Raw genomic sequence first — 25,839 nt, forward strand, 5'->3', positions numbered from 1 at the left:
ATCTTGGTGTCTCCGCCTGCCGCGGAGGAATGTTCGGTGTGTTGGGTAGCGCTCGGGGCGGACGGGTCGCGGATCAGGATTCGGGCAGCCACGGGTTGTGCGGGCCGCTGGTGCTGACGAGCAACGCCTGCGACGTCGTGCGCTGGACGCCGGCCTGGGCCAGGTCCTGCCACGCCCGTGCCAGCGACCCGTCGAGGTCGATGGCACGGCACGCATCCTCGACGACCACCGCCTCGAAGCCGGCGGCGCGCGCATCGAGCGCGCTCCAGGCCACGCAGTAGTCGGTCGCCAGGCCCACGCAGACCACGCGCCGCACGCCCTGCTCGCGCAGGTAGCCGGCCAGGCCGGTGCGTGTGGCGCGGTCCGCTTCCAGGAAGGCGCTGTAGCTGTCCACGCCAGCCTGGTGGCCCTTGCGGATCACCAGCCGCGCATGCGGCACGTCGAGCCCGGCATGCAGCGCCGCGCCCGGCGTGTCCTGCACGCAGTGGTCGGGCCACAGCACCTGCTCGCCATAGGCAAGCGTGGTGGTCTGGAACGGCGCATGGCCGGCGTGCGACGTGGCAAACGACGCGTGGCCGGCCGGATGCCAGTCCTGCGTCAGCACCACATGCTCGAACGCCCGCGCCAGCCGGTTGATGACGGGCACCACCTCGTCGCCCTGCGGCACGGCCAGCGCGCCCCCGGGCATGAAGTCGTTCTGCACGTCGATCACCAGCAGGCAGTCCTGCGCGCCGTAGGCCATGGTTGCGGTCTCCCTGTCCGTTTCCGTCCGGGCCGGTCAGCCGTTGAAGCCCTTGCCTTCGTCGGCCAGCTTCTGCAGCAGCGGCGCCACGGTCCAGGCTTCGCCGTGGTAGCCCTTGGCATAGCGCTTCATCGACTGGGCGACGTTGAACAGGCCCACCTGGTCCGCGTACAGCATCGGGCCGCCGCGGAACAGCGGGAAGCCGTAGCCGGTCAGGTAGACCATGTCGATGTCCGACGCCTTCGAGGCAATGCCCTCTTCCAGGATCTTGGCGCCCTCGTTGACCAGTGCGAACACCAGGCGCTCGACGATTTCCTCGTCGGAAATCTTGCGGCGCGTGATACCGAGTTCCTTCGAATGCTCGACGATCATCTCGTTGACCTGCTGGTTCGGGTACGGCTTGCGGTCGCCCGCCTTGTAGTCGTACCAGCCCGCGCCGGTCTTCTGGCCAAAGCGGCCCAGTTCGCAGAGCTTGTCGGCGGTCTTCGAGTACTGGATGTCCGGCTTGTCCACGGCGCGGCGCTTGCGGATGGCCCAGCCGATGTCGTTGCCGGCCAGGTCGCCCATGCGGAACGGGCCCATGGCAAAGCCGAACTTCTCGATGGCCTTGTCCACCTGCTCGGGCAGCGCGCCTTCGTCCAGCAGATAGCCGGCCTGGCGGCTGTACTGCTCGATCATGCGGTTGCCGATGAAGCCGTCGCAGACGCCCGACACCACGGCCGTCTTGCGGATCTTCTTGGCGATCTGCATCACGGTGGCCAGCACGTCCTTGCCGGTCTTGTCGCCGCGCACCACTTCCAGCAGCTTCATCACGTTGGCCGGGCTGAAGAAGTGCATGCCCACCACGTCCTGCGGACGCTTGGTGAACGACGCGATCTTGTTGACGTCCAGCGTCGACGTGTTCGACGCCAGGATGGCGCCGTCCTTCATCACTTCGTCCAGCTTCTTGAAGACGATTTCCTTGACGCCCATTTCCTCGAACACGGCCTCGATGACCATGTCGGCGTCCTTGATGTCGTCATAGGACAGCGTGGTGGTCAGCAGGCCCATGCGCTGCTCGACCTTTTCCTGCGTCAGCTTGCCCTTCTTGGCGCTGTTTTCGTAGTTCTTGCGGATCGTGGCCACGCCGCGGTCCAGCGCTTCCTGCTTGGTTTCCAGCATCGTCACGGGGATGCCGGCGTTCAGGAAGTTCATGGTGATGCCGCCGCCCATCGTGCCGGCGCCGATCACGGCCACCTTCTCGACCTTGCGCACCGGCGTGTCGCCGGGGACGTCCGGAATCTTGCTGGCGGCGCGCTCGCCGAAGAACGCATGGCGCAGCGCGCGCGATTCCGGCGTGCCGACCAGGTACATGAACCCTTCGCGCTCTTCCTTCAGACCCTGCTCGAACGGCTTGAGCGATGCGGCCACGGCTTCCACGCACTTCGACGGGGCCGGGAAGCTCTTGGCCACGGCGGCCACGGTGTTCTTGGCGAAGGCCAGGAAACCCTCGGCGTTCTCGTGGCGCACCTTCAGGTCGCGCACCTTCGGGTACGGGCCGGGGGCCGCGGCCACGTTCTGCGCGAACTTGACGGCGGCCGGCAGCACGTCGCCATCGACGATCTCGTCGAACAGCTTCGAACCAGCAAACTTTTCCGAGGGAATGGCCGTGCCGGACACGATCATGTTCAGCGCGTGCTCCAGGCCGATCAGGCGCGGCAGGCGCTGCGTGCCGCCGGCGCCCGGCAGCAGGCCCAGCTTGACTTCGGGCAGCGCGATCTGGGCGCCCTTGGCGGCCACGCGGTAGTTGCAGCCCAGCGCCAGTTCCAGCCCGCCGCCCATGGCGACCGAGTGGATCGCGGCCACGACCGGCTTGGTCGACGCTTCCAGCGCGCGGATCACCGAATGCAGCGTCGGTTCCTGCGTGGCCTTGGGGGTGTTGAATTCGCGGATGTCGGCGCCGCCCGAGAACGCCTTGCCGGCACCGGTAATGACGACGGCCTTGACGGCGGCATCGTCCAGCGCACGGGTCAAGCCTTCGACGATGCCCAGGCGGGTGCTGTGACCGAGCCCGTTGACGGGGGGATTGTCGAGCGTGATAACGGCTACGCCGTCCTGTACCTGATACTGCGCTGTCATACGCGTTCCTTTGGTAGCTGGGAGCCCTTCGTTCTTCCTAGGGGCTCATGGGTTGTCTCGGGATTCGAATTCTCGAATGGAGTTCTTGCTATGGGTACCGCCAGGACTATCGGCGCCGGCCCGGCCGGGCCCGCAATCCCTTGTGCCACAAGCCCCGGGGGCTGGAGAGCGGAACAAGCATACACAAAATAGCACGGTCGTTCAATTTCAATTTTCTGCGATGGAAAGCGCGTCATGCGCGGCCTTCATGCCGCAGTTTTCCGCCGTTCATGTTGAGCCTGCAGGCACCCCGAAACCCTCAGGGGGAACCCGTAGAGCGCGGCGTTCGAAGACGTCGATTATGGAGAAAGAGGCACTTGCAGCGCGGTGCGACGAAGCACGACTCGATTATTTGACGCCGACCTCCAATCGTGGGCGGCGAGAGCCGGTAAACTCGCGCCTTTCGTTTTTCCGGATGCGCGCCTGCCCTGGCTCAGAAAGCCAACGTGCAATGCCGCGCGCCTGACGACCCAGCGACCCTGATGTCTTCCGACCCTACTTCCGACACACACCAGCATCCGGTCGTCGAGCACGACGACCTGCACCGCAAGCTCAAGGCGCGCCACCTGACGATGATCGCCCTGGGCGGCGCCATTGGCACCGGGCTGTTCGTGGCCTCGGGCGCGTCCATCGCCCAGTCCGGCCCCGGCGGCGCGCTGCTGGCCTACTGCCTGATCGGGCTGATGGTCTACTGCCTGATGACGAGCCTGGGCGAGCTGGCCGTCCACATGCCGGTGGCGGGATCGTTCGTTACCTACAGCGCGCTGTACGTGGAGGAAGGATTCGGCTTCGCGCTGGGCTGGAACTACTGGTTCAGCCTGGCCGTGACCATCGCCGTGGAGCTGACGGCCGCGCAACTGGTCATGCAGTACTGGTTCCCGGACGTGCCAGGCATCTATTGGAGCGCGGGCTTCCTGGCGCTGATGTTCGCGCTCAACGCCTTCTCGGTGCGCGGGTTCGGCGAGGCTGAGTACTGGTTCGCGCTAATCAAGATCGTGACCGTCACGGTGTTCCTGATCGTCGGCGTGCTGATGATCTTCGGCATCCTGCAGGGCGGGCCACAGTCGGGCTGGCACAACTTCACCATCGGCGAGGCGCCGTTCGTGGGCGGCCTGCCCGGCATGTTCATGGTGGCGATGATCGCGGGATTCTCGTTCCTCGGCACGGAAACGGTGGGCGTGGCGGCCGGCGAGGCCGACGATCCGTCGCGCACCATCCCGCGCGCCATCCGCCAGACGTTCTGGCGCATCCTGCTGTTCTACGTGCTGGCGATCCTGATCATCGGCGTGCTGATTCCCTACACCGACCCGAGCCTGCTGCGCAACGACGTGACCGACGTGGGCGTCAGCCCGTTCGCGCTGGTGTTCCGCCACGCCGGCCTGGCGCTCGCGGCCGGCGTCATGAACGCGGTGATCCTGACCGCCCTGCTGTCGGCCGGCACATCGAGCATGTACGTCTCGACGCGCATCCTGTACGGCCTGGCCGTCAGCGGCCGCGCACCCCGGGCCTTCGCCCGGCTGACCAACAACGGCGTGCCGTTCAACGCGCTGCTGGCCACCACGGCCGTCGGGGCGCTCTGCTTCTTCAGTTCGCTGTTCGGCGACAAGGCGTTGTACCTGTGGCTGCTCAACACCTCCGCCATGACCGGCTTCTTCGCATGGTTCGGCATCGCGGTCAGCCACTACCGCTTCCGCAAGGGCCTGATCGCCCAGGGCTACCAGGTCACTGACCTGGCCTACCGCTCCCCGCTCTACCCGTTCGGCCCGATCTTTGCCGGCGTCCTGTGCCTGGCCATCGTGGGCGGCCAGAACTACCAGGCCTTCACCGACATCCCGGGCCGCTGGCAGGAAATCGTCGCCACCTATATCGGCGTGCCGGTGTTCCTGGCGCTGTGGCTCGGCTATCGGCTGGTGCGGAAGTCGCGGGTTGTCGCCTATGAAGACATGCCGTTCGAGATCAAGATAAATGGGTAGCTGCCGAGGCGAACGGTTCTGCGCGCTGCGGCGGACTGTGCGGCTGAGCGCCCTGGCATTCGCCCTCTTCATCGTTTTCGCCATGGCCAGGCATCTTGTCGAGGACACCTATGCCGAGTACTTCTGGCCCGTGGTGGCCTATCTTTGCGCGGCGCTGGTTGCGGCTGCCGCGCTGGTCTGGCCGCGCATCCGGCACCGGACCCGCATCGCCGCGGCCGCGCCGTTCCTGCTGCTTACCGTCGCCGGCTTCCTGCTCGCCTGACGGGCTGCCCCCTACACCTCCAGCCACTCCTTCCTGACCTGCGCGTTGGCCTTCAGGTCGCGCGGGGTGCCTTCGAATACGATGTGGCCGTGTCCCATCACGTAGACGCGCTGCGAGATATCCAGCGCGATGGCGAGCTTCTGTTCGATCAGCAGCACCGAGACGCCGCGCTCCTTAAGCGTTTTCAGGAAATCCCCGACCAGTGTGACGATCATCGGCGCCAGGCCCTCGGTGGGTTCGTCGATCAGGATCAGGTCGGGGTCGCCCATCAGGGTGCGGCACAGCGTCAGCATCTGCTGTTCGCCGCCGGACAGCACGCCGGCCGACGTATTCTCGCGTTCCTTGAGGCGCGGGAACATGCGGAACATGTCGTCCACGCTCCAGCGCGGCATCTGCTGGCGCGGGTTGCGTTTCTCGCCGAGCAGCAGGTTCTGGCGCACGGTCAGCGTGGGGAAGATGTCGCGGTTCTCGGGCACGTAGCCGATGCCGGCGTGCGCGATCTCGAACGTGCGGCGGCCCAGGATCTCCTGGCCGCGAAAGCTGACCGACCCCTCGGCGCGGACCATGCCGAGGATGGCCTTGGCCATGGTCGAGCGGCCCACGCCGTTGCGGCCCAGCAGCGCGACGATCTCGCCGTCGTCGATGTGGGCGTCCACGCCGTGCAGGATGTGGCTCTTGCCGTAGTAGGCATGCAGGCCGGTGACTTCGAGCATGGGCTGGCTCATCCAAGCGCTCCTTCTTCGGCGTGTTCGTCGAGCGTGGTGCCCAGGTAGGCTTCCTTGACGCGGCGGTTGTTGCGGATGGCCTCGGGCGTGTCCGTGGCGATGACCTCGCCGTAGACCAGCACCGAAATCCGGTCCGCCAGCCCGAAGACCACGCTCATGTCGTGCTCCACCATCACCAGCGTCTTGCCGGCCGTGACCTTGCGGATCAGTTCGACCGCATGGTCAGATTCAGACCGGCTCATGCCGGCGGTGGGTTCGTCCAGCAGGATCACGTCGGCGCCGCCGGCGATGGTGATGCCGATCTCCAGCGCGCGTTGCTCGGCGTAGGTCAGCAAGCCGGCCTGGGTGTTGCGGCGATGCTGCATGCCGATCAGCTCCAGCACCTCCTCGGCGCGCTCCTTCGCGTCGCGCAGTGCCGACAGCCGGTGCCAGAACGAATACTTGTAGCCCAGCGCCCAGAGCACCGCGCAGCGCAGGTTCTCGAACACCGACAGCCGGTGGAAGATATTCGTGATCTGGAAGCTGCGCGACAGCCCCATCCGGTTGATCTCGAACGGCCGCAGGCCGGCGATGCTCTGCCCGTTCAGCTTCACGGTGCCCGACGTGGGCGAAAACCGCCCGGAGATCAGGTTGAACGTGGTGGACTTGCCCGCGCCATTCGGCCCGATCAGCGCGTGGCGCTCGCCCTTGCCGATGGACAGCGTGACGCCGCGGATGATCTCGGTCTGGCCGAATTTCTTGCGGACGTCGGAAAGTTCCAGTGCGACCATGCTCATGCCCTCCCCGTTTCAGCCTGGATGGCGTCCAGCTCGGCCCGCACCTTGCCGCCCGTCCAGCGCCACGCCACGAAGCCCACCGCCCACAGCACGGCCGCCACGATCCACGGCGCCAGCGTGCCCGCGTCGAAACCGATGCCCAGCAGCGACATCGCCGTGCCGTTGGCGCTGTCCACCTGGACCTTGTAGACCATCTCGACGGTCAGGATGGCAGCCGCCAGCAGCACCAGCCCGGCCACGCCGGCCTGCGCGTACGACGGCAGCATGCGGCCAAACTGCTTGCGGGCCACCAGCGGCAACTGCATCAGCAGCAGGCTTGCGATGCCGCCGGGCACGAACATCACCATCATCACGAAGAACAGGCCCAGGTACAGCAGCCACGCCTTGGTCAGGTCCGACAGCGCCACGGCGAACAGCGTGAACACGATGGCGCCGATGACCGGGCCGAAGAACACGCCCGCCCCGCCGATGAACGCGGCCAGCAGCACGCCGCCCGAGCGCACCGCGCTGACGTTCTCGGCCGACACGATCTCGAAGTTGATGGCCGACAGCGCCCCGGCAATGCCGGCGAAGAACGCGGACAGGATCAGCACCAGGTAACGCACGCGCTGGGTGTTGTAGCCGATGAATTCCACGCGCTCGGGGTTGTCGCGCACGGCGTTGGCAATGCGGCCGAGCGGCGTCTGCGTCCAAGCGTACATGGCCACCATCGACAGGAAGCACCAGATGGCGATCAGGTAGTACACCTGCCGGCCGGGGCCGAAGGTGATGCCCAGGAACGGGTCGCCGACCACGCGGTTGGTCGAAATGCCGCCCTCGCCGCCGAAGAAGTCCGGGAACATGAGCGAGCTGGCGAACACCATCTCGCCGATGCCCATCGTGATCATGGCAAACGTCGTGCCGGACTTCTTGGTCGTCACGTAGCCAAAGATCACGCCGAAGAACGCGCCGGCCAGCCCGCCCACCAGCGGCAGCATCGACACGGGCAGCCAGACCTTGCCCGCGCCGACCATGTTCAGCACGTGCACGGCGATGAACGCGCCCAGGCCGGAATAGACCGCATGCCCGAACGAGAGCATGCCGGTCTGGCCCAGCAGCATGTTGTACGACAGCGCGAAGATGATCATGATGCCCATCTGGGACATCAGCGTGACCGCAAACCCGCCGGTGAAGATCAGCGGCATGACCAGCATCAGCAGCGCGGTGGCCGTCCAGATCACCCAGCGCGCCAGGTTCAGCGGGCGGTAGCGCAGCGTGCGTCCCGTGACCACGGGCTCGGAGCGTTGTTGCATCGTCGTGGACTCCATCGCTCAGCTCTCCCGGGTACCCATGAGCCCGCGCGGGCGGAAAATCAGCATCACCACGAGCAGCAGGTACGGCAGCACGGGCGCCACCTGCGCCACGGTCAGCTTCCATACCGAACTGAGCGGCGTGGCGTCTGTGACCGGCCAGCCGAAACTGCCGAACAGCCCGGCCAGCGACGCGTCGATGGTTACCGCGAAGGTCTGCAGCACCCCGATCAGGATCGACGCGATGAACGCGCCGACCAGCGACCCCATGCCGCCGACCACCGCCACCACGAAGACGATGGACCCAACGGCCGCCGCCATCGACGGCTCGGTCACGAACGCGTTGCCGCCGATCACGCCGGCCAGCCCCGCCAGCGCCGCCCCGCCGCCGAACACCAGCATGAACACGCGCGGCACGTTGTGGCCCAGGGCCTCCACCATCTCCGGATGGGTCAGCGCGGCCTGGATCACCAGCCCGATGCGCGTGCGCGTGAGGACCAGGTAGATCGCCACCAGCATGCCCAGCGACACGAGCATCATGAAGGCGCGGTATTTCGGGAAGGACGAGGTGAAGACCGTGAACAGCGGCCCGTCGAGCTCGGCCGGGATGCGGTACGGCACGGCGGCCAGGCCCCAGACCAGCTTGACGCCTTCCTCGATCAGGTAGGCCAGCCCGAACGTGAACAGCAGTTCGGCCACGTGGCCGTATTTGTGGACGGTGCGCAGCCCGAACCGCTCCACCAGCGCGCCGGCGCCCGCCACCAGCAGCGGCGCCAGGATCAGCGCGGGCCAGAAGCCCAGCTTGGTGGCCAGCGTGTAGGCAAAGTAGGCGCCCAGCATGTAGAAGCTGGCGTGCGCGAAATTGAGCACGCCCATCATGCTGAAGATCAGCGTGAGCCCCGATGACAGCATGAACAGCAGCAGGCCATAGCTGATGCCGTTCAGTAGCGAGATGACGAAGAATTCCACGGCAAGTCCCTCAGGGCGGTTCCCGGAGCTGGAACGCAACCCGGCAAAAGCCATATTGTCGGGGGTTCCCGCGTCACGGGGAACCCCATCCCACGTCGTGGCCCCGGTATCAGCCGCCGCTGCCCGGACGCTTCATCTGGCACGAGGTGGGCTGCGCCGCCACGAACTGGTCGAGCGCCGCCTCGGTCTTCCAGCCATAGCCGGTGTTTTCCTGGTCGAACTTGATGTCCTTGCCGTTGACCTTGGTCCAGGTGGCCACCACCAGCGGCTGCTGGGCCTGGTGGTCCGTGTTGCGCATCTCCACGGTGCCGTTCATGCTTTCCACCTTGATGCCCTCCATGGCCTTGGCCACCTTGACCGGATCGGTGGAGCCGCTGTCCTTGAACGCCTTGGCCAGCATGGCGATGCCCGTGTACGACGCCATCACGTAGAAATCGTCGTTGTACTTCTTCTTGTAGCCCTCCACGATGTCCGCGCCGCGGAACGTCTGGTTGTTCGGGTTGTAGTACCCCACGTACTTGACGCGCTCGGCGCCGGCCGCGCCCATTGCCGTCGGCACGCCGGTGGTGGCGGCATAGTAGGTGTAGTAGTTGACCGGCAGGCTGGCGTCCTTGCCCGCCTTGATCAGCAGCGCCAGGTCGCTGCCCCAGTTGCCGGTGATGACCGTGTCGGCGCCCGACGCCTTGATTTTGGCGGCGTACGGCGCAAAGTCCTTGACCTGGGCCAGCGGGTGCAGGTCCTCGCCGACGATCTGGATGTCAGGCCGCTTGCGCTTCAGGTAGTCCTTGGCGGCGCGGGCCACCTGGTGGCCGAACGAGTAGTTCTGGTTGATCAGGTAGACCTTCTTGACGTTCGGGTCCTTGGCCAGGAACGTGGTCAGGGCCTCCATCTTCATGTCCGAGTTGGCGTCCAGCCGGAAATGCCAGTAGCTGCATTTGCTGTTGGTCATGTCCGGGTCTACCGCCGCGTAGTTCAGGTAGACGATTTCCTTGCCAGGGTTGCGCTCGTTGTGCTTGGCCACCGCGTCTTCCAGCGCCAGGCCCACCGACGACCCGTTGCCCTGCACGATGTAGCGGATGTTCTGGTCCACCACCTGCTTGAGGATGGTCAGGCTTTCCTGCGGGCTCAGCTTGTTGTCGAAGCCCACCACCTCGAACTTGTGCGCGCCGCCCCAGCCTTTCTGGTTCGCCACGTCGGCCACGTACTGCCAGCTCTTGAGCTGGTTCTGCCCCACGGGGGCCATCAGCCCCGACAACGGATCGATGAAGGCGATCTTCACCGTTTCGGCGGCCGCCATGCCCGAAGCCAGCGCCGAACCCAGTGCAACCACCGCAGCCACACTTCTTACCAGCGGACGCAACGTCGTCATACCTGTCTCCTTCACTTTGTTGTCGTTGGCGATTGGCGGCCGCCCGCGCCCTCCTCGCGCGGGCGGCCGCGTCTGCGCTTGCCCCGGCGGGGCACCGCAAATGCCTGCCGCCTGACCGGACCGTCCGGCCCGGCGGCGCGCCGCCTCAGGCGGTGGGCAGCTTGTAGTCCTTGAACTGCTCGCGCAGCTTCAGCTTCTGCATCTTGCCGGTGGCTGTCAGCGGAATCTCGGTGACGAACGCCACGTCGTCCGGAATCCACCACTTGGCGACCTTGCCTTCGAAGAAGGCCAGCAGTTCCTCGCGCGTGACGTCCATGTTGGGGCGCCGGACCACCACCAGCAGCGGGCGCTCGTCCCACTTCGGGTGATAGGCCGAGATGCAGGCGGCCATGTGCACGGCCGGGTGCGCGGCGGCCACGTTCTCGACGTCGATCGACGAAATCCACTCACCGCCGGACTTGATCACGTCCTTGCTGCGGTCCGTGATCTGCATGTAGCCCTCGTCGTCGATGGTGGCCACGTCGCCGGTCGGGAACCAGCCATCCACGAGCGGATCGTTGTCGTTGCGGTAGTAGCGGTCGATGACCCACGGGCCGCGCACGAGCAGGTCGCCGAACGCCTTGCCGTCCCACGGCAGTTCCTGGCCCTCGCCGTCCACGATCTTCATGTCGACGCCGTAGATCACGCGGCCCTGCTTTTCCAGGATCTTGTGCCGGGCGTCCTCGGGCAGATCCTTGTGGCGCGCCAGCAGCTTGCACGACGTGCCCAGCGGCGACATCTCGGTCATGCCCCAGGCGTGGATCACTTCCACGTCCAGCGCCTCCAGCGCGCGGATCATCGCCGGCGGCGCGGCCGATCCGCCGATCACCGTGCGGCGGAACGTGGAGAACTTGAGCTTGTTGGCCTGCACGTGCTGGAGCAGGCCCAGCCAGACCGTCGGCACGCCGGCCGAGAACGTCACGCCTTCCTGCTCGAACAGTTCATAGAGCGATGCGCCGTCCAGCTTGGCGCCCGGAAACACCAGCTTGGCGCCCACCAGCGGCACCGAGTACGGCAGCCCCCAGGCGTTGACGTGGAACATCGGCACCACCGGCAGGATCACGTCCTTGGCCGAGCAGCCCAGCGCGTCGGGCAGCGCCGACGCATACGAGTGCAGCACCGTCGACCGGTGCGAGTACAGCGCGCCCTTGGGATTGCCCGTGGTGCCCGACGTGTAGCACAGGCTCGACGCCTGGTTCTCGTCGAGCGCCGGCCAGGTGTACGCGCCGTCCTGGGCGTCGATCAGGTCCTCGTAGCACAGCAGTTCCACCTTCGGGCTGGCAGGCATGTGGGCCCGGTCGGACATCATGACCCAGCCCTTCACGTTCGGGCAGTGCGGCGCCACGCCCTCCACCAGCGGCAGGAACGTGGCATCGAAGAAGACATAGCGGTCTTCGGCGTGGTTGACGATGTAGGCGATCTGCTCCGGAAAGAGGCGCGGATTGATCGTGTGGCAGACCGCGCCCTTGCCCGAGACGCCGTAGTAGATCTCCAGGTGGCGGTAGCCATTCCAGGCCAGCGTGCCCACCCGGTCGCCCTGCTGCACGCCCAGCGCCTCCAGCGCCTGCGCCACCTTGCGGGCGCGCAGTTCGCATTCCCGGTAGGTGTAGCGATGCAGATCTCCTTCTGTTCGCCGCGAGACGATTTCGGTGCTGCCGTAGTAGCGCGCAGCGTGCTTGATGATGGAGGAAATGAGCAGCGGCGCGCTCATCATTTGACCCATCAATGCCATGAAACGGTCTCCTTGGTTCGGAAGAAAACGAACAACCGTTCTTATTTTTGGCCGATCTTTCCCACACCCTGCAAAAGCATCGACAAAAATGAAGAAACTTGTTGGTGATGTTGGTGGACTGACGCGAAGGGGGGTCTCTCTCTCACAACCCAGACGCGTACCCTGCCATGCACGGGATTGATGTCCACCATATGCGTCGTTTTTTGAATGGTCTACGAGCAGCGGACAACCCTTGGCCGACAGGGGAAAACCGGTGCAAGTACAATACTGCGAGCCCTGATGTGTCTCAATATGTCGTTTTCCCCTAGCGTCATGCACGCCGTCTATGTGCACCCGAACGGGGCCCGCGGCAATGCCATCCGGCGCACGCCCCGGCCAGCGATTGCCCCGGGCCGCTCAACGGCCACCACCCGCCCCCACGCCAGCGCATACGATGCCTACTGATTCCACCGACGTCCCGCCGCGCATCCCGTTCGCCGTGCCCTTTGCCACGGCCCCGGGCATGGCGGCGCTGGGCGAGCGCTTTTTCACGCGGCTGGCGCCCACGCCGCTGCCTTCGCCCTACCTGGTCAGCGTCGCGCCGGCCGCCGCCGCCCTGCTGGGCTGGGATGCCCCGGGGCTGGCCGCCGCCAGACAGGACCCGCGCTTCCTGGACACCTTCATCGGCAACGCCGTGCCCGACTGGGCCGATCCACTGGCCACGGTCTACTCGGGACACCAGTTCGGCGTCTGGGCCGGCCAGCTTGGCGACGGCCGCGCGATCCGCCTGGCCGAGGCACAGATGCCCGACGGCCCGTGGGAGATCCAGCTCAAGGGCGCCGGCCTGACGCCCTACTCGCGCATGGCCGACGGCCGCGCGGTGCTGCGGTCGTCGATCCGCGAATACCTGTGCTCCGAAGCCATGCACGCGCTGGGCGTGCCCACCACGCGCGCGCTGGCCATCGTCGGCTCCGATGCGCCGGTGCGGCGCGAGACGCTGGAAACCGCCGCCGTGGTCACCCGGCTGGCGCCGAGTTTCATTCGCTTTGGCCATTTCGAGCATTTTGCGGCGCGCGAGGACCACGCGTCGCTGAAGCAACTGGCCGATTTCGTCATCGACCGCTTCTACCCGGCCTGCCGCGAGGCCGCCAGCCCGTACCAGGCCCTGCTGCGCGAGGTATCGCTGCGCACCGCCGACATGGTCGCCCACTGGCAGGCGGTTGGCTTCTGCCACGGCGTGATGAACACCGACAATATGTCGATCCTGGGCCTGACGATCGACTACGGTCCGTTCGGCTTCCTGGACGCCTTCGACGCCAACCACATCTGCAACCATTCCGACCAGCAGGGCCGCTACGCGTACAGCCAGCAGCCGCAGATCGCGTTCTGGAACCTGCATTGCCTGGCCCAGGCGCTGCTGCCGCTGTGGCGCGACACCGCCGCGGCCGACGTCGAAGCCGCCAAGGAAGCGGCCGTGGAAGCCGCCCGCGAGGCGCTGGACCCGTTCCGCGACCGCTATGCCGCCGCGTTCTTCCGCCATTACCGTGCCAAGCTGGGCCTGCGCACCGAGCAGGGCCAGGACGAGACGCTGATGACCAACCTGTTCCGCGTGATGCACGCCAATCGCGTCGACTACACGCTGTTCTGGCGCAATCTGGCCAGCGTGGCGTCCCAGGACGCCTCCGGCGACACGCCGGTGCGAGACCTGTTCCTGGATCGCGCCGCCTGGGACGCCTGGGCCGCCGAATATCGCGCCCGCCTGCAGGCCGAACAGTCGGACGACGCGGCGCGCGGGGTTGCAATGCGCCAGGTCAACCCGAAATACGTGCTCCGGAACCATATGGCCGAAACCGCGATCCGCGCCGCCCGCGACAAGGACTTTTCGGAAACGGACCGTCTGCTGGCCGTGCTGTCGAAACCGTTCGACGAGCAGCCCGAGGCGGCCCGCTACGCCACCCTGCCGCCCGACTGGGCGTCGGGGCTCGAAGTCAGTTGTTCGTCCTGAGCCGCGCCCCACGCGGCCTGCCCCCAAAGGAAACGAGATGACCACCAACAAGACCGACGCCGAATGGCGTGCCCAGTTGTCCGACATCGAATACCGCGTGACGCGCGAAGCGGCCACCGAGCGCCCGTTCACCGGCCGCTACTGGGACCATTGGGACCAGGGCATCTACCACTGCGTGGGCTGCGGCACGCCGCTGTTCGAATCGGCCACCAAGTTCGATGCCGGCTGCGGCTGGCCGAGCTATTTCCGGCCGATCAACGGCGAGGTCATCGCCGAGCATGTAGACCATAGCCACGGCATGACCCGCGTGGAAGTCCGCTGCAAGGAATGCGGCAGCCATCTGGGCCATGTCTTCGAGGACGGCCCCGCGCCGACCGGCCTGCGCTATTGCATCAACTCGGCTGCGCTAAAATTCGACGATCGCGATCCGGCCGACCGCGGGTGACGCCACCCGCACACCGGGCGCGTCGTCCGATCCGCCCCGCGGATCGCCCCCGGCCAGGCCGCCGCGCCTGGCCGCCAACCTGATTTGGTCCGCATGAAATTCCTGTTCGACCTGTTCCCGGTCATCCTGTTTTTTGTCGCCTTCAAGCTGTTCGGCATCTATGAGGCCACCGCCGTGGCCATCGTGGCGACGGTGCTGCAGATTGCCTGGGTGCGTTTGCGCCACGGCAAGGTGGAGCCGATGCAATGGGTCAGCCTGCTGATCATCGGCGTCTTTGGCGGCGCGACGATCGTGCTGCACAACGAAACGTTCATCAAGTGGAAGCCGACCGTGCTGTACTGGCTGTTCGCGGTCACGCTGGTGGCGTCGGTCATCGGCTGGCGCAAGAACCTGATCCGCGCGATGATGGGCAAGCAGGTGACGCTGCCCGAGCCGATGTGGGGCAAGCTCAACGCCGCCTGGGCCGCGTTCTTCGCCGTGATGGGGGTGCTGAACCTCTACGTGGCGTACCAGTTCTCCACGGACACCTGGGTCAACTTCAAGCTGTTCGGCAGCATGGGGCTGATGGCCGTCTTCATCGTGGCGCAGAGCATCTGGCTGTCGCGCCACATCCAGGAAACCCCGTCGCAGGAAGGCCGCTCCGAGTAAGCCGGCGCCCGCCCCTGCCCCCCACTATTCATTGGAAGGACCACCGATGGCCGCCGATCCCGCCACCATCGAGACGCTGCTGCACGCGGCGCTCCAGCCCACCCGCCTGACCGTGCAGGACGACAGCGCGGCCCATGCCGGCCACGCCGGCGCGGCCTCTGGCGGTGGCCACTACAACGTGCTGATCGTAAGCGACCGGTTCGCCGGCCAATCGCGCGTGGCGCGCCATCGTATGGTGTATGATGCGCTGCGCGAACTGTTCCCCTCGCAAATCCATGCGCTGGCCGTCAGCGCCTACACCGACCAAGAATATCAATCCCGCGAAGCATGACGCGACGCGCTCTCGCTACTTTCAGACCTGACCCCATGAAGACCACCGTCCTCTCGTTCAGCCTGGCGGCTGTGCTCGCTGCTGGCAGCCTGCCCGTGTTCGCCCAGAACGCCGCCGTTGTGAATGGCAAGCCCATCCCGTCGGCCAAGGTGGACAAGCTGATCGCCGGCACCGGCCAGCCCGCCACGCCCGAACTGCGCGACCGTGCACGCACCATGCTGATCGATCGGGAACTGCTGGTACAGGAAGCGTCCAAGCGCGGCATCCTGCAACGGGACGACATCCAGGACCAGCTGGAACAGGCCCGCCTGAACGTGCTGGCCGGCGCCGTCTTCGAGGACTACGTGCGCACCCACGGCGCCAACGACGACGAACTGCGCAAGCAGTACGACAAGATCAAGGGCCAGTTCGGCAACGGCAAGGAATACCATGCCCGCCACATCCTGGTGGAGAAGGAAGCCGACGCCAAGGCCCTGATCGCCAAGATCAAGGGCGGCGCCAAGTTCGAGGACGTGGCCAAGTCGTCGTCGAAGGACACCGGCTCGGCAGCCAACGGCGGCGACCTGGACTGGGCCAACAGCGGCAGCTACGTGCCGGAGTTCTCGGCCGCCATGACCGGCCTGAAGAAGGGTCAGATGACCGACACGCCGGTCAAGACGCAGTTCGGCTGGCACATCATCGAACTGGTCGACGTGCGCGACGCCAAGATCCCGTCGTTCGAGGAAGTGAAGCCCCAGCTTCAGCAAATGCTGATGGGCGACCAGGCCTGGCAGCGCGAGCAGTTCCAGGCGATGATGAAGTCGCTCAAGGACAAGGCCAAGATCCAGTAACCCTGGCCCCTTGCTCAACGAAAACCGGCGCCCATGCGCCGGTTTTTGCTTTTCCGGGCCCGCCGCGCCGGCCAACCGGGTGCGGTTTGGCGCGCTCGGTAACACACTGGTGCAGTTTGCCGGTTTCCTTGCCCCGCCCCGGTCAGTAATATCGGACGGATCGACAACACGGCCGGACACCCGTCCCGGCCAGTCACCGGTTGCGGAGATTCAAGGCTTATGGGTGTGACCAACGGCTACTGGTACATGTGGCACCTGTACTCAAGCGGCATCGTCTATTGCGCCCTGGGCATGCCACACGTGGAATGCACCAACGGCCGCTGGCGCGACCTGCACCGCCATCTGCCCGCGCGAGACCGCTACGCGCAGTCCAAGCTGCTCCAGGCCACCATCGCCTTCATGGAAGTACGCGGCGAGATTGCCGTCCCGCCCGGCGCCGACCGCATGCGGCTGCTGTATTCCCGCTACCTGCCCTGGAGCGCGCGGCTGGGTGGACAGGGGTCGCCGGCATAACGCACGGCGAGAAATCGGTCCGAAGTCGCCTGTCCCGTTGCACTTTGAGACGCGTCTCATGACCTGACTCAAGCTCCCGGTTTTCGGACACACAAGTTCACAAAACCCCTCTTGGCGCCCCATTGCCCGCGGCCTAGGATCACACCGCTGTCACCGGGCGAGCAGCCATCGCTGCCCCGCGCAGCGCTATCCATCGGCTCTCGGGGACGACATGGGAGAGGTATCCACACTGGTCGGCTGGCTCGTCTTTAACGTGGCGATTCCACTATTGGCGCCGTTCGCACTGCTGCCTTTTGCCAAGGTGGCCGTGTTCTCGCGTTCGCGCAGCCAGGGCATCGTGCGGCGGGCGATTCAGGACGGGCAACTGCTCTGGGCAGCCATCCCGATCAGCGCCAGCGCCTGCTATGCGCTGGCATGCTGGATCGACCAGTCCGATGGCGAGAGCTTCATGGCATGGGCGCTGATGGGCCTGCACGTGGCGCTGATCGTGGCCGACGCGCTGCTCGTCATGCTGGGTACGCTCGACGCCTATCCGCGAAGCCGGCGCAAGCGCGGGGAACTCGATCGGGTCCTCTACCTGTCCGTGGTCCTCAGTATCGCCAGCGCCGGGGCGTATGCGTACGCCCAGGTGGTCTTCGTGACCGGCGGCACTTGAGACCGCCACTTTCAAACCTTCCTGACTGGAGAAATCACATGAACAAGTTCCTGACCCGCCTGCTGGAAGACGACGAATTCCAGGGCAAGGCTGCACGCCGGCTGGCATGGGGCGTCATCATCTACACCACGCTGACGATCCTGTTCTGTGAATGGCTGCGTCAGACCGGGCGATGACGCCGGGCTCCGACGCCAAAAAAAACGTCCGCGCGAAGGCGGACGTTTTTTCCAAGGCGGCAGGTCCTGTCAACCGACCCACTTGCGCGCGTTGCGGAACATGCGCATCCACGGGCTGCCGCCGTCCGGGACGGCCTTCCAGGCGTCCGGGGCCCAGCTCATGGTGGCGGTGCGGAACACGCGCTCCGGGTGCGGCATCAGCGCCGTGAAGCGGCCGTCGATAGTGGTCACCGACGTGATGCCTTCCGGCGAGCCGTTCGGGTTCAGCGGATAGGTCTGCGTCACCGCGCCAAGGTTGTCGACGAAGCGCAGCGCCACGTTGACCTTGCCGATGTCGCCCTGCTGCGAGAAGTCGGCAAAGCCTTCGCCGTGCGCCACCGCGATCGGGATGCGGCTGCCTTCCATGCCGGCGAAGAACACCGACGGCGACTGCTGCACTTCCACGGTCACGAAGCGGGCTTCGTACTGTTCCGACTGGTTGCGCGTGAACTTCGGCCATGCACCGGCGCCCGGAATGATCGGGGCAAGGTTGCTGAGCATCTGGCAGCCATTGCACACGCCGAGCGCGAAGGTGTCCTGGCGGTTGAAGAACGCCGCGAACTGCTCGGCCATCTGGCCGTTGAACAGGATGGTCTTGGCCCAGCCCTCGCCGGCACCCAGTACGTCGCCGTAGCTGAAGCCGCCGCAGGCCACGAAACCCTTGAAATCGGCCAGGCTGGCGCGGCCGGCGATCAGGTCGCTCATGTGCACGTCGACAGTCTCGAAACCGGCCATGTCCATGCTGTAGGCCATCTCGATCTGCGAGTTCACGCCCTGTTCGCGCAGGATGGCCACGCGCGGCCGGCTGCCCGAGGCGATGAACGGGGCGGCGATGTCCTCGGCCGGATCGAACGTCAGCACGGGGCTGATGCCGGGGTCGGCGGCGTCCAGCACGCGGTCGTATTCGCTGTCGGCGCAGGCCGGGTTGTCGCGCAGGCGCGCGATGCGCCAGCTCACCTCGGTCCAGATGCGCTGCAGGTCGGCGCGAGCGGCGCCAAAGACCTTCTTCGCATCGCGGTAGATCTCGATCTGGTCGTTCGTGTTCGGCTTGCCGATCACATGGCTGCAGGCCGACAGGCCGGCCTCGCGCAGCACGGCAAACACCGCGTCGCGCTCCTCGGCCCGCACCTGGATCACCGCGCCCAGTTCTTCCGAGAACAGCGCGCGCAGCGTCTGGTCGTTGCGGCGCTCGGCAATCTGCTGGGCCCAGTTCTTCGCGTCGCCGTAGTCCTGCTCCTGGTTCGGATCCAGCGTCAGCATGTCGACGTTCAGCGACACGCCGGTGTGGCCCGCAAACGCCATTTCGGCCACGGCCGCCATGAAGCCGCCGTCCGACCGGTCGTGATAGGCCAGCAGCTTGCCGTCGCGGTTCAGGCGCTGGATCACGTTGAAGAAGTTCTTCAGGTCCTCGGGGTTGTCCACGTCCGGCGCGCTGTCGCCCACCTGCTGCGTCACCTGCGACAGGATGCTGCCGCCCAGGCGGTTCTTGGCGCGGCCCAGGTCGATGGCGATCAGTACCGAATCGCCCAGGTCGGTGCGCAGTTGCGGCGTCAGCGTGCGGTTGACGTCATCCACGGCGGCGAACGCCGAGATGATCAGCGACACCGGCGCCACCACTTCCTTGTCGCCGTCCGCGTCGGACCACTTGGTCCGCATCGACAGCGAATCCTTGCCCACCGGGATGCTGATGCCCAGCGCCGGACACAGCTCCATGCCCACGGCGTGCACTGTGTCGTACAGCCGGGCGTCCTCGCCGGCCACGCCGCACGCGGCCATCCAGTTGGCCGATAGCTTGACCTTGTTCAGGTCCTTGACCGGCGCGGCGGCCAGGTTGGTCAGCGCCTCGCCAATGGCCATGCGGCCCGACGCGGGTGCATCGATCACGGCCAGCGGCGTGCGCTCGCCCATCGTCATGGCCTCGCCGGCACGGCCCTTGTAGTCGAGCGTGGTCACGGCCACGTCCGCCACCGGCACCTGCCACGGGCCCACCATCTGGTCGCGGGCGTTCATGCCGCCCACGGTCCGGTCGCCAATCGTGATCAGGAACGACTTGCTGGCGACGGTCGGATGGCGCAGCACGTCGGTGACGGCCTGCTCCAGCGAGATACCGGTCACGTCCACCGGCGGCAGCGCCTGTGCCACGCGCTGCACGTCGCGGTGCATGCGCGGGGGCTTGCCCAGCAGCACGTCCATCGGCATGTTGACCGGGTAATGCTCCTTGAGCGCCGCATCGACGTGGGCGTCCACGAGCTGCAACTGCTTCTCTTCGGTGGCGATGCCGACCACGGCAAACGGGGCGCGCTCACGCTCGCACATGGCCTGGAAGCGCGGCAGGTCGTTCGGCGCAATGGCCATCACGTAGCGTTCCTGCGACTCGTTGCACCAGATCTCGGCCGGGGACAGGCCCGACTCCTCCAGGTGCACCTGGCGCAGGTCGAAGCGCGCGCCACGGCCGGCGCCGTCCACCAGTTCCGGGAACGCGTTCGAGATACCGCCCGCGCCAACGTCGTGGATCGACAGGATCGGGTTCTCGTCGCCCAGCTGCCAGCAGGCATTGATCACTTCCTGGGCACGGCGCTCCATCTCGGGGTTGCCGCGCTGCACGGAATCGAAGTCCAGGTCGGCCGTGTTGGTACCCGTGGCCATCGAGCTGGCGGCGCCGCCGCCCATGCCGATGCGCATGCCCGGGCCGCCAAGCTGGATCAGCAGCGTGCCGGCCGGCAGCGGGTCCTTGTGGGTGTGGCCGGCGTCGATGTTGCCGATGCCGCCGGCGATCATGATCGGCTTGTGGTAGCCGCGCACGGTGCCGCCGACGTTCTGCTCGTAGACGCGGAAGTAGCCGCCCAGGTTGGCGCGGCCGAATTCGTTGTTGAACGCGGCGCCACCCAGCGGGCCGTCGATCATGATCTGCAGCGGCGACGCGATGCGGTCCGGCTTGCCGGTCACGCCGGGCTTGTCGTCGGGATTGCGGTGCGCCACCGGCTGGGCCGCGTCGCGGGCGTTTTCCCAGGGCTGGACGGCGTCCGGCAGCATCAGGTTCGACACGGTGAAGCCGGTCAGGCCGGCCTTGGGCTTGGCCCCGCGGCCCGTGGCGCCTTCGTCGCGGATTTCACCGCCGGCGCCCGTGGAGGCCCCCGGGAACGGCGAGATCGCCGTGGGGTGGTTGTGCGTCTCCACCTTCATCAGCGTGTGGGTCAGCGCCTCGTGGCGGCCGTATTTCTGGTCTGCGCCGCGCGGGAACCAGCGCTCGGCCACGTCGCCTTCCATGACGGCCGAATTGTCCGAATAGGCGACGATCGAGCCCTGCGGGTTCAACTGGTGCGTGTTGCGGATCATCGCGAACAGCGACTTGTCCTGCGCCACGCCGTCGATGGTCCACGTGGCGTTGAAGATCTTGTGGCGGCAGTGCTCGCTGTTGGCCTGCGCGAACATCATCAGTTCGACGTCGGTCGGGTTGCGGCCGAGCTTGCCGTAGTTTTCCAGCAGGTAGTCGATCTCGTCCTCGGACAGCGCCAGGCCCATGGCCGTGTTGGCGTCCACCAGCGCGCTGCGGCCGGCGGAAATGTCGATGAACTGCAGCGGCTTGGCCGGCAGCTCCTGGAACAGGCCGGCCGCCTCGTCGCGCGAGGCGATCACGGTCTCGGTCATCCGGTCGAACAGGTGGGCGGCCACGGCGGCACGCGTGCCGGCGTCCAGCGACTTGCGGCCGCGCAGCAGCCCTTTCTTGCAGACCACGGTGATCTCGATGCCGCGCTCGATTCGGTGCACGTGGGTCAGGCCGCAGTTGTGCGCGATGTCGGTGGCCTTGCTGGCCCACGGCGAGATCGTGCCGAAGCGCGGGATGACCACGAAGCGGTCGCCCTCGGGCTGGGCCGCGAACGGCGCGCCGTAGGTCAGCATGGCGCCGATGCGCGTCTGGTCCTCGGCGGACAGCGGCGTGTCCGAATCGACAAAATGCACGAACTGGCCGTGCACCGATTCAATATCGGCGTCGACTTGTTGGAGCGCGGCAAGCAGGCGTTGCTGACGGAAGGCGGAAAGCGCCAAAGCGCCGGGGAAGCACGAGAAATGCGCCATGATCGGTACGGTCAGGAGGCGAGGAGGTGGGGCTGAAGCGGCTGCCGGCACTGCTGAATGGAATGCCGACTGTCGGAAAACCGCTATTGTACCTTGTTGGCGCCCGCTTTTTGCATTGCGCAATGCGCCGGGGACGGACAGCGGCGGGAAATCCGGACGCGACCGCCGCCCGGTGGCGCTTCCGGCGCCCGCCCTGCACCCTCCCCGCCCCGGCCTGCCGCTCAGAGCGACGTGGCCGAGCGGGCCGCCTGCTCGTACAGCCCGGTCAGCACCCGCAGCAGCCGCGCCAGTTCGCCAATCTCCACGTTCTCGTCGCTGCCCTCGGTGAAATTGCTGGTCAGGCACTGCTCGCGGATCTCGCGATACCGGGCGCAGGCCTCGGCGCCGGCCTCGGTCGTCGCGTAGGTCGCCTCCTTGCCCACCCGCTCGCCGGCCACCAGGCCCAGCCCCACCAGCTTCTTGAGCGAATACGTCACCAGGTGGGTGTCCTCCACGTTCAGCACGAAGCAGATGTCCGCCAGCCGCTTGGCCCGGCCGCGGTGGTTAACGTGGTGCAGCACCAGCACGTCCAGGAAGGTCAGGTCGCGCACCCCGGCGGCGCCCATGCAGCGCACCACCCAGCGGCTGTAGGCGTTGTAGGCCGTGTTCAGGCCGAATTCGAACTCCGACAGCTCCGGGCTGCGCACCGAGACCAGGTGCGACGACGATACGATGTTGACGCCGGCGGCGCGCGCCAGCGGGCGCGTCTCCCCGGCGGCGGGCGCGTCGGCAAGGCGGTCGGGGGCGGGCTTGCGGGGCATGGGGCAGGTCTCCGGAACAATAGGGGCGGTGGCGATAGGTGAAAGCCCGGGGCGGCGTCGGGCAATTTTGGCTTGACAGTTTATCGGCGAATTATGAGCATGAACACATGAATTCGTGACTGGGCATGGCCCTTGCATCGGCTGCGGCGGCAGATCGTCGCCGCACCGAAAAGGCGCCAGCCCGTTGCCGTGACCGCAGTACCGCCCCGCAGCCCATGGCCACCGGGACGGCGGCAGTTCCAGGTAGTTCCAACCCGCGCAGCCGGGCAGCGCCCGTGCGCCACACCAGGAGAGATCGAGATGCGAGTCAAGGCAATGGCAGTCGCGGCGGCGGCACTGCTGCTGGCCGCCACGGCGGCACGGGCGGAGACCAAGTGGGACCTGCCCACCGGATACCCGGCCACCAACCTCCACACCGAAAACCTGCAGCAGATGGCCACCGACGTGGAGCGCGCCACCGGCGGCAAGCTCAAGATCGTGATCCACCCGAACGGATCCCTGCTCAAGGCCAACGAGATCAAGCGCGGCGTGCAGACCGGCCAGGTGCAGATGGGCGAAATCCTGATGTCGCTGCTGGCCAACGAGAACCCGGTCTTCGGCGTGGACGCCGTGCCGTTCCTGGCCACCAGCTACGCCGACGCCTACCGGCTCTGGCAGGCGTCCCGGGCCACCACCGACAAGGTGCTGGACCGCCAGGGCATGAAGCTGCTCTACGCCGTGGCCTGGCCGCCGCAGGGCATCTACGCGAACAAGCCGATCAACAGCGCCGCGGACATGAAGGGCCTGAAGTGGCGCGCCTACAACCCCGCCACGTCGAAGATCGCCGAACTGGTCAGCGCCCAGCCGGTGACGATCCAGGCGGCCGATCTGGCGCAGGCGCTGGCCACCGGCACGGTCAACTCGTTCATGTCGTCGGGCGCCACGGGCGTGGACACCAAGGTCTGGGAATCGGTCAAGTACTTCTACACGGTTGACGCCTGGCTGCCGAAGAACATGCTGGTGGTCAGCAAGAAGGCGTTCAACGCGCTCGACAAGCCCACGCAGGACGCCCTGCTCAAGGCCGTGGCCGACGCCGAGAAGCGCGGCTGGCAGGTATCGGAGCAGAAGACCAAGGAATACCTGGCCACGCTGTCCAAGAACGGCATGACCGTGGCGCCGCCGTCGGCCCAGCTCAAGACCGACATGCAGAAGGTGGGCGAGGTCATGGTCAACGACTGGGCGAAGAGCGCGGGCGACGACGGCAAGGCCATCCTCGACGCCTATCGCAAGTAGCCCTGAAAGCAGTCCCGGCCGGCCTGCCGACGGTGGGCCATGCCGGTTTGCACGCAGCATGGCCGGACGCCGGGGCCGCCGCCCCGGTCCGGCCCGCCCTTCGCCGTTGCGCCTCACAGGTAGCCCGTACCCATGGAAGCCCCCATCCCCCGCAAGCGCTGGCTCGACCGGCTGCTTGACCTCTTTGCCGCGCTCGGCGCCCTCTGCATCCTGGCCGTCTGCATCGTCATGATCGCCATGTCGATCTCGCGCGAGACGCTGATCGTGCTCAAGGGCGGCGACGACATCGTCGCGTGGCTGTGCGCCGCGTCCGCATTCCTGATCCTTGGCCAGACCTTCCAGCACGGCGGCATCGTGCGCGTGGAGATGCTGCTGGAGGCCGTCGGCCCGAAACGGCGCTGGGTGCTCGAAGTGCTGTCGCTGTCGATCTGCCTCGTGTTCGCCGCCTACGCCGCCTGGGCGCTGGGCGCGTTCGCCTGGCAGAGCTGGGAGATCAACGACGTGTCGCAGGGCCAGATCGTGATACCGCTGTGGATTCCGCAGAGTTTTGCCGTGCTGGGCGCGCTGGGCTTCCTGCTGGCGGTGGCCGACGAATGGCTGCGCGTGGTGCGCCGGCAGAAGCCGCGCTACCAGTTGGCGCAGGAAGCCAAGCTGGCCGCCGGCGACTTCGGGGAGACCGTCTGATGAGCACCGTACTTGTTGCCCTGATCCTGCTGCTCGTGATGATGGTCTTCCTGGCCATCGGCGCATGGATTCCGGTGGCCATCGCCGTGACCTCGTGGGTCGGGCTGGTGGTCTTCTCCGACCACGACGCGCTGGTCAACCTGGCCAACGCCTGGTGGTCGTCCAGCGCGTCGTACACGCTGGCGTCGCTGCCGCTGTTCGTCTGGATGGGCGAGATCCTGTTCCGCACCAAGCTGTCCGAGCAGATGTTCAACGGGCTGTCGCCGTGGCTGAACTGGCTGCCGGGCCGCCTGATGCACGTCAACATCCTGGGTTGCGGCATCTTCGGGTCGGTCTCGGGGTCGTCGGCGGCCACCTGCGCGACGATCGCCAAGTCGGCCCTGCCCGAGCTGACCCGGCGCGGCTACGACGAGCGCATCACGCTGGGGTCGCTGTCGTGCGCGGGCACGCTCGGCATCCTGATTCCGCCGTCAATCACGATGGTGGTCTACGCGGTATCCGCCGACGTGTCGATCATCCGGGTGTTCCTGGCCGGCTTTCTGCCCGGCCTGCTGCTGATGCTGCTGTTCTCGGGCTATATCGTCGTGTGGGCGCTGATGAACCCGTCGCGCACGCCGGCCGCCGAGACGTTTGGCTGGCGCGCGCGGCTGGCATCGATCCGCCAGCTGCTGCCCTGCATCGTCCTGATCGCGTTCATTACGTGGATCATGATGGCCGGCTACTCCACCGCCACGGAAGCGGCCGCCTACGGCGTGGTGGCGTCGCTGGGGCTGGCCTGGGCCGGCGGGTCGCTGACGCGCAAGGCGTTCTGGGAAAGCCTGATGTCGGCCACGCGGCTGACCGCGATGATCATGTTCGTGCTGGGCGCCACGTCGTTCCTGTCGGTGACGATGAGCTTCACGGGCATTCCGCGCGCGCTGGCCGAATGGGTGGCCGCGCTGCATCTGTCGCCGTGGGCGCTGATCGCGGTGCTGACGGTCATCTACATCGTGCTGGGCACGGCGCTGGACGGCATCTCGATGATCGCGCTGACCACGGCCACGGTGCTGCCGATGGTGCAGGCCGCCGGCTTCGACCTGGTCTGGTTCGGCATCTTCATCGTGCTGCTGGTGGAGATTGCCGAGGTGACGCCGCCCGTGGGCTTCAACCTGTTCGTGCTGCAGAGCATGACCGGCAAGGACAGCAACTACATCGCGCGGGTGTCGCTGCCGTTCTTCATGATGATGGTGGTGGCCATCGCGATCATCACGGTCTGGCCCAGCGTGGTCACGTGGCTGCCGGACGTGGTGATGGCCAAGGAACTCAAGTAGCGCGTTGTCCCCTACACTGTCTGCTTCTGGCCGGCCCGCACC

At 66.7% G+C, this 25,839-nt stretch carries 23 protein-coding genes; 13 read left to right on the forward strand and 10 right to left on the reverse strand.

Features of this window, described 5'->3' with window-relative positions; translation table 11 throughout:
- Positions 1-73: 73 nt before the first annotated feature.
- Together pncA and EHF44_RS14800 are read right to left on the reverse strand one after the other, a co-directional pair.
- The gene (gene pncA, locus EHF44_RS14795; RefSeq protein WP_124684357.1) at positions 74-742 is read right to left on the reverse strand and encodes a bifunctional nicotinamidase/pyrazinamidase; all 669 of its coding nucleotides are present in this window, start codon (positions 740-742) and stop codon (positions 74-76) included.
- A 36-nt stretch (positions 743-778) separates the two neighbouring features.
- Positions 779-2,860 (reverse strand): 3-hydroxyacyl-CoA dehydrogenase NAD-binding domain-containing protein, encoded by a 2,082-nt coding sequence (locus EHF44_RS14800; protein ID WP_124684358.1) that lies wholly within the window; start codon positions 2,858-2,860, stop codon positions 779-781.
- A 521-nt stretch (positions 2,861-3,381) separates the two neighbouring features.
- Here EHF44_RS14800 and EHF44_RS14805 point away from each other — a divergent pair.
- Together EHF44_RS14805 and EHF44_RS14810 are read left to right on the forward strand one after the other, a co-directional pair.
- Complete coding sequence (locus EHF44_RS14805) at positions 3,382-4,872, forward strand: amino acid permease (protein ID WP_124684359.1); 1,491 nt, start codon at positions 3,382-3,384, stop codon at positions 4,870-4,872.
- Between the two features lie 82 nt (positions 4,873-4,954).
- Entirely contained in the window at positions 4,955-5,134 is a 180-nt protein-coding gene (locus tag EHF44_RS14810; protein ID WP_124684360.1) for a hypothetical protein, read from the forward strand.
- A gap of 11 nt (positions 5,135-5,145) precedes the next feature.
- Here the strand turns inward: EHF44_RS14810 and EHF44_RS14815 are convergent, their stop codons facing one another.
- The 6 genes from EHF44_RS14815 to EHF44_RS14840 form a co-directional block, all read right to left on the reverse strand.
- On the reverse strand, positions 5,146-5,859 hold the full coding sequence (locus tag EHF44_RS14815; RefSeq protein WP_124684361.1) for an ABC transporter ATP-binding protein: 714 nt from the start codon (positions 5,857-5,859) through the stop codon (positions 5,146-5,148).
- Positions 5,856-6,635, reverse strand: a complete 780-nt coding sequence (locus tag EHF44_RS14820) for an ABC transporter ATP-binding protein (RefSeq protein WP_124684362.1) — start codon at positions 6,633-6,635, stop codon at positions 5,856-5,858. Before EHF44_RS14820 ends, EHF44_RS14815 begins: the two co-directional genes overlap by 4 nt.
- Positions 6,632-7,942, reverse strand: a complete 1,311-nt coding sequence (locus tag EHF44_RS14825; RefSeq protein WP_124684363.1) for a branched-chain amino acid ABC transporter permease — start codon at positions 7,940-7,942, stop codon at positions 6,632-6,634. Before EHF44_RS14825 ends, EHF44_RS14820 begins: the two co-directional genes overlap by 4 nt.
- 3 nt (positions 7,943-7,945) lie before the next feature.
- Positions 7,946-8,893, reverse strand: a complete 948-nt coding sequence (locus EHF44_RS14830; protein WP_124684364.1) for a branched-chain amino acid ABC transporter permease — start codon at positions 8,891-8,893, stop codon at positions 7,946-7,948.
- A 109-nt stretch (positions 8,894-9,002) separates the two neighbouring features.
- Positions 9,003-10,262: a branched-chain amino acid ABC transporter substrate-binding protein gene (locus tag EHF44_RS14835; protein WP_124684365.1), complete on the reverse strand. Its 1,260-nt coding sequence runs from the start codon at positions 10,260-10,262 to the stop codon at positions 9,003-9,005.
- A 145-nt stretch (positions 10,263-10,407) separates the two neighbouring features.
- Positions 10,408-12,033 (reverse strand): 3-(methylthio)propionyl-CoA ligase, encoded by a 1,626-nt coding sequence (locus EHF44_RS14840; protein ID WP_124684366.1) that lies wholly within the window; start codon positions 12,031-12,033, stop codon positions 10,408-10,410.
- 433 nt (positions 12,034-12,466) lie between these two features.
- Here EHF44_RS14840 and EHF44_RS14845 point away from each other — a divergent pair, with 433 nt between their 5' ends.
- From EHF44_RS14845 to EHF44_RS28350, 8 genes are all read left to right on the forward strand, one after another.
- Positions 12,467-14,017, forward strand: a complete 1,551-nt coding sequence (locus tag EHF44_RS14845) for a protein adenylyltransferase SelO (RefSeq protein WP_124684367.1) — start codon at positions 12,467-12,469, stop codon at positions 14,015-14,017.
- 37 nt (positions 14,018-14,054) lie between these two features.
- The gene (gene msrB, locus EHF44_RS14850; protein WP_124684368.1) at positions 14,055-14,462 is read left to right on the forward strand and encodes a peptide-methionine (R)-S-oxide reductase MsrB; all 408 of its coding nucleotides are present in this window, start codon (positions 14,055-14,057) and stop codon (positions 14,460-14,462) included.
- Between the two features lie 93 nt (positions 14,463-14,555).
- A complete protein-coding gene (locus EHF44_RS14855) occupies positions 14,556-15,110 on the forward strand; it encodes a septation protein A (protein WP_124684369.1) in 555 nt (184 codons plus the stop codon).
- 46 nt (positions 15,111-15,156) lie between these two features.
- Positions 15,157-15,441 carry a BolA family protein gene (locus tag EHF44_RS14860; RefSeq protein ID WP_124684370.1) on the forward strand — a complete coding sequence of 95 codons (285 nt, stop codon included), beginning with the start codon at positions 15,157-15,159 and terminating at the stop codon, positions 15,439-15,441.
- Between the two features lie 35 nt (positions 15,442-15,476).
- The gene (locus tag EHF44_RS14865) at positions 15,477-16,271 is read left to right on the forward strand and encodes a peptidylprolyl isomerase (RefSeq protein WP_124684371.1); all 795 of its coding nucleotides are present in this window, start codon (positions 15,477-15,479) and stop codon (positions 16,269-16,271) included.
- Between the two features lie 219 nt (positions 16,272-16,490).
- Positions 16,491-16,784, forward strand: a complete 294-nt coding sequence (locus EHF44_RS14870) for a hypothetical protein (protein WP_124684372.1) — start codon at positions 16,491-16,493, stop codon at positions 16,782-16,784.
- Positions 16,785-16,995: 211 nt separating this feature from the next.
- Complete coding sequence (locus EHF44_RS14875; RefSeq protein ID WP_124684373.1) at positions 16,996-17,439, forward strand: hypothetical protein; 444 nt, start codon at positions 16,996-16,998, stop codon at positions 17,437-17,439.
- Between the two features lie 38 nt (positions 17,440-17,477).
- Positions 17,478-17,615 (forward strand): hypothetical protein, encoded by a 138-nt coding sequence (locus EHF44_RS28350; protein WP_172966060.1) that lies wholly within the window; start codon positions 17,478-17,480, stop codon positions 17,613-17,615.
- 69 nt (positions 17,616-17,684) lie between these two features.
- On the opposite strand, the gene purL is transcribed toward EHF44_RS28350, so the two are convergent.
- Both purL and EHF44_RS14885 read right to left on the reverse strand, forming a co-directional pair.
- Positions 17,685-21,731: a phosphoribosylformylglycinamidine synthase gene (gene purL, locus EHF44_RS14880; RefSeq protein ID WP_124684374.1), complete on the reverse strand. Its 4,047-nt coding sequence runs from the start codon at positions 21,729-21,731 to the stop codon at positions 17,685-17,687.
- Between the two features lie 221 nt (positions 21,732-21,952).
- Positions 21,953-22,531, reverse strand: coding sequence for a winged helix DNA-binding protein (locus EHF44_RS14885; protein ID WP_124684375.1), 579 nt, complete (start codon positions 22,529-22,531; stop codon positions 21,953-21,955).
- 300 nt (positions 22,532-22,831) lie between these two features.
- On the opposite strand from EHF44_RS14885, the gene EHF44_RS14890 reads away from it, so the two are divergent.
- From EHF44_RS14890 to EHF44_RS14900, 3 genes are all read left to right on the forward strand, one after another.
- Positions 22,832-23,803: a TRAP transporter substrate-binding protein gene (locus EHF44_RS14890; protein ID WP_124684376.1), complete on the forward strand. Its 972-nt coding sequence runs from the start codon at positions 22,832-22,834 to the stop codon at positions 23,801-23,803.
- A 132-nt stretch (positions 23,804-23,935) separates the two neighbouring features.
- Positions 23,936-24,487, forward strand: coding sequence for a TRAP transporter small permease subunit (locus tag EHF44_RS14895; protein WP_124684377.1), 552 nt, complete (start codon positions 23,936-23,938; stop codon positions 24,485-24,487).
- Entirely contained in the window at positions 24,487-25,797 is a 1,311-nt protein-coding gene (locus EHF44_RS14900; protein ID WP_124684378.1) for a TRAP transporter large permease, read from the forward strand. Before EHF44_RS14895 ends, EHF44_RS14900 begins: the two co-directional genes overlap by 1 nt.
- Positions 25,798-25,839: the final 42 nt, after the last annotated feature.

Source organism: Cupriavidus pauculus, from assembly GCF_003854935.1.
Classification (GTDB): Bacteria; Pseudomonadota; Gammaproteobacteria; order Burkholderiales; family Burkholderiaceae; genus Cupriavidus; species Cupriavidus pauculus_C.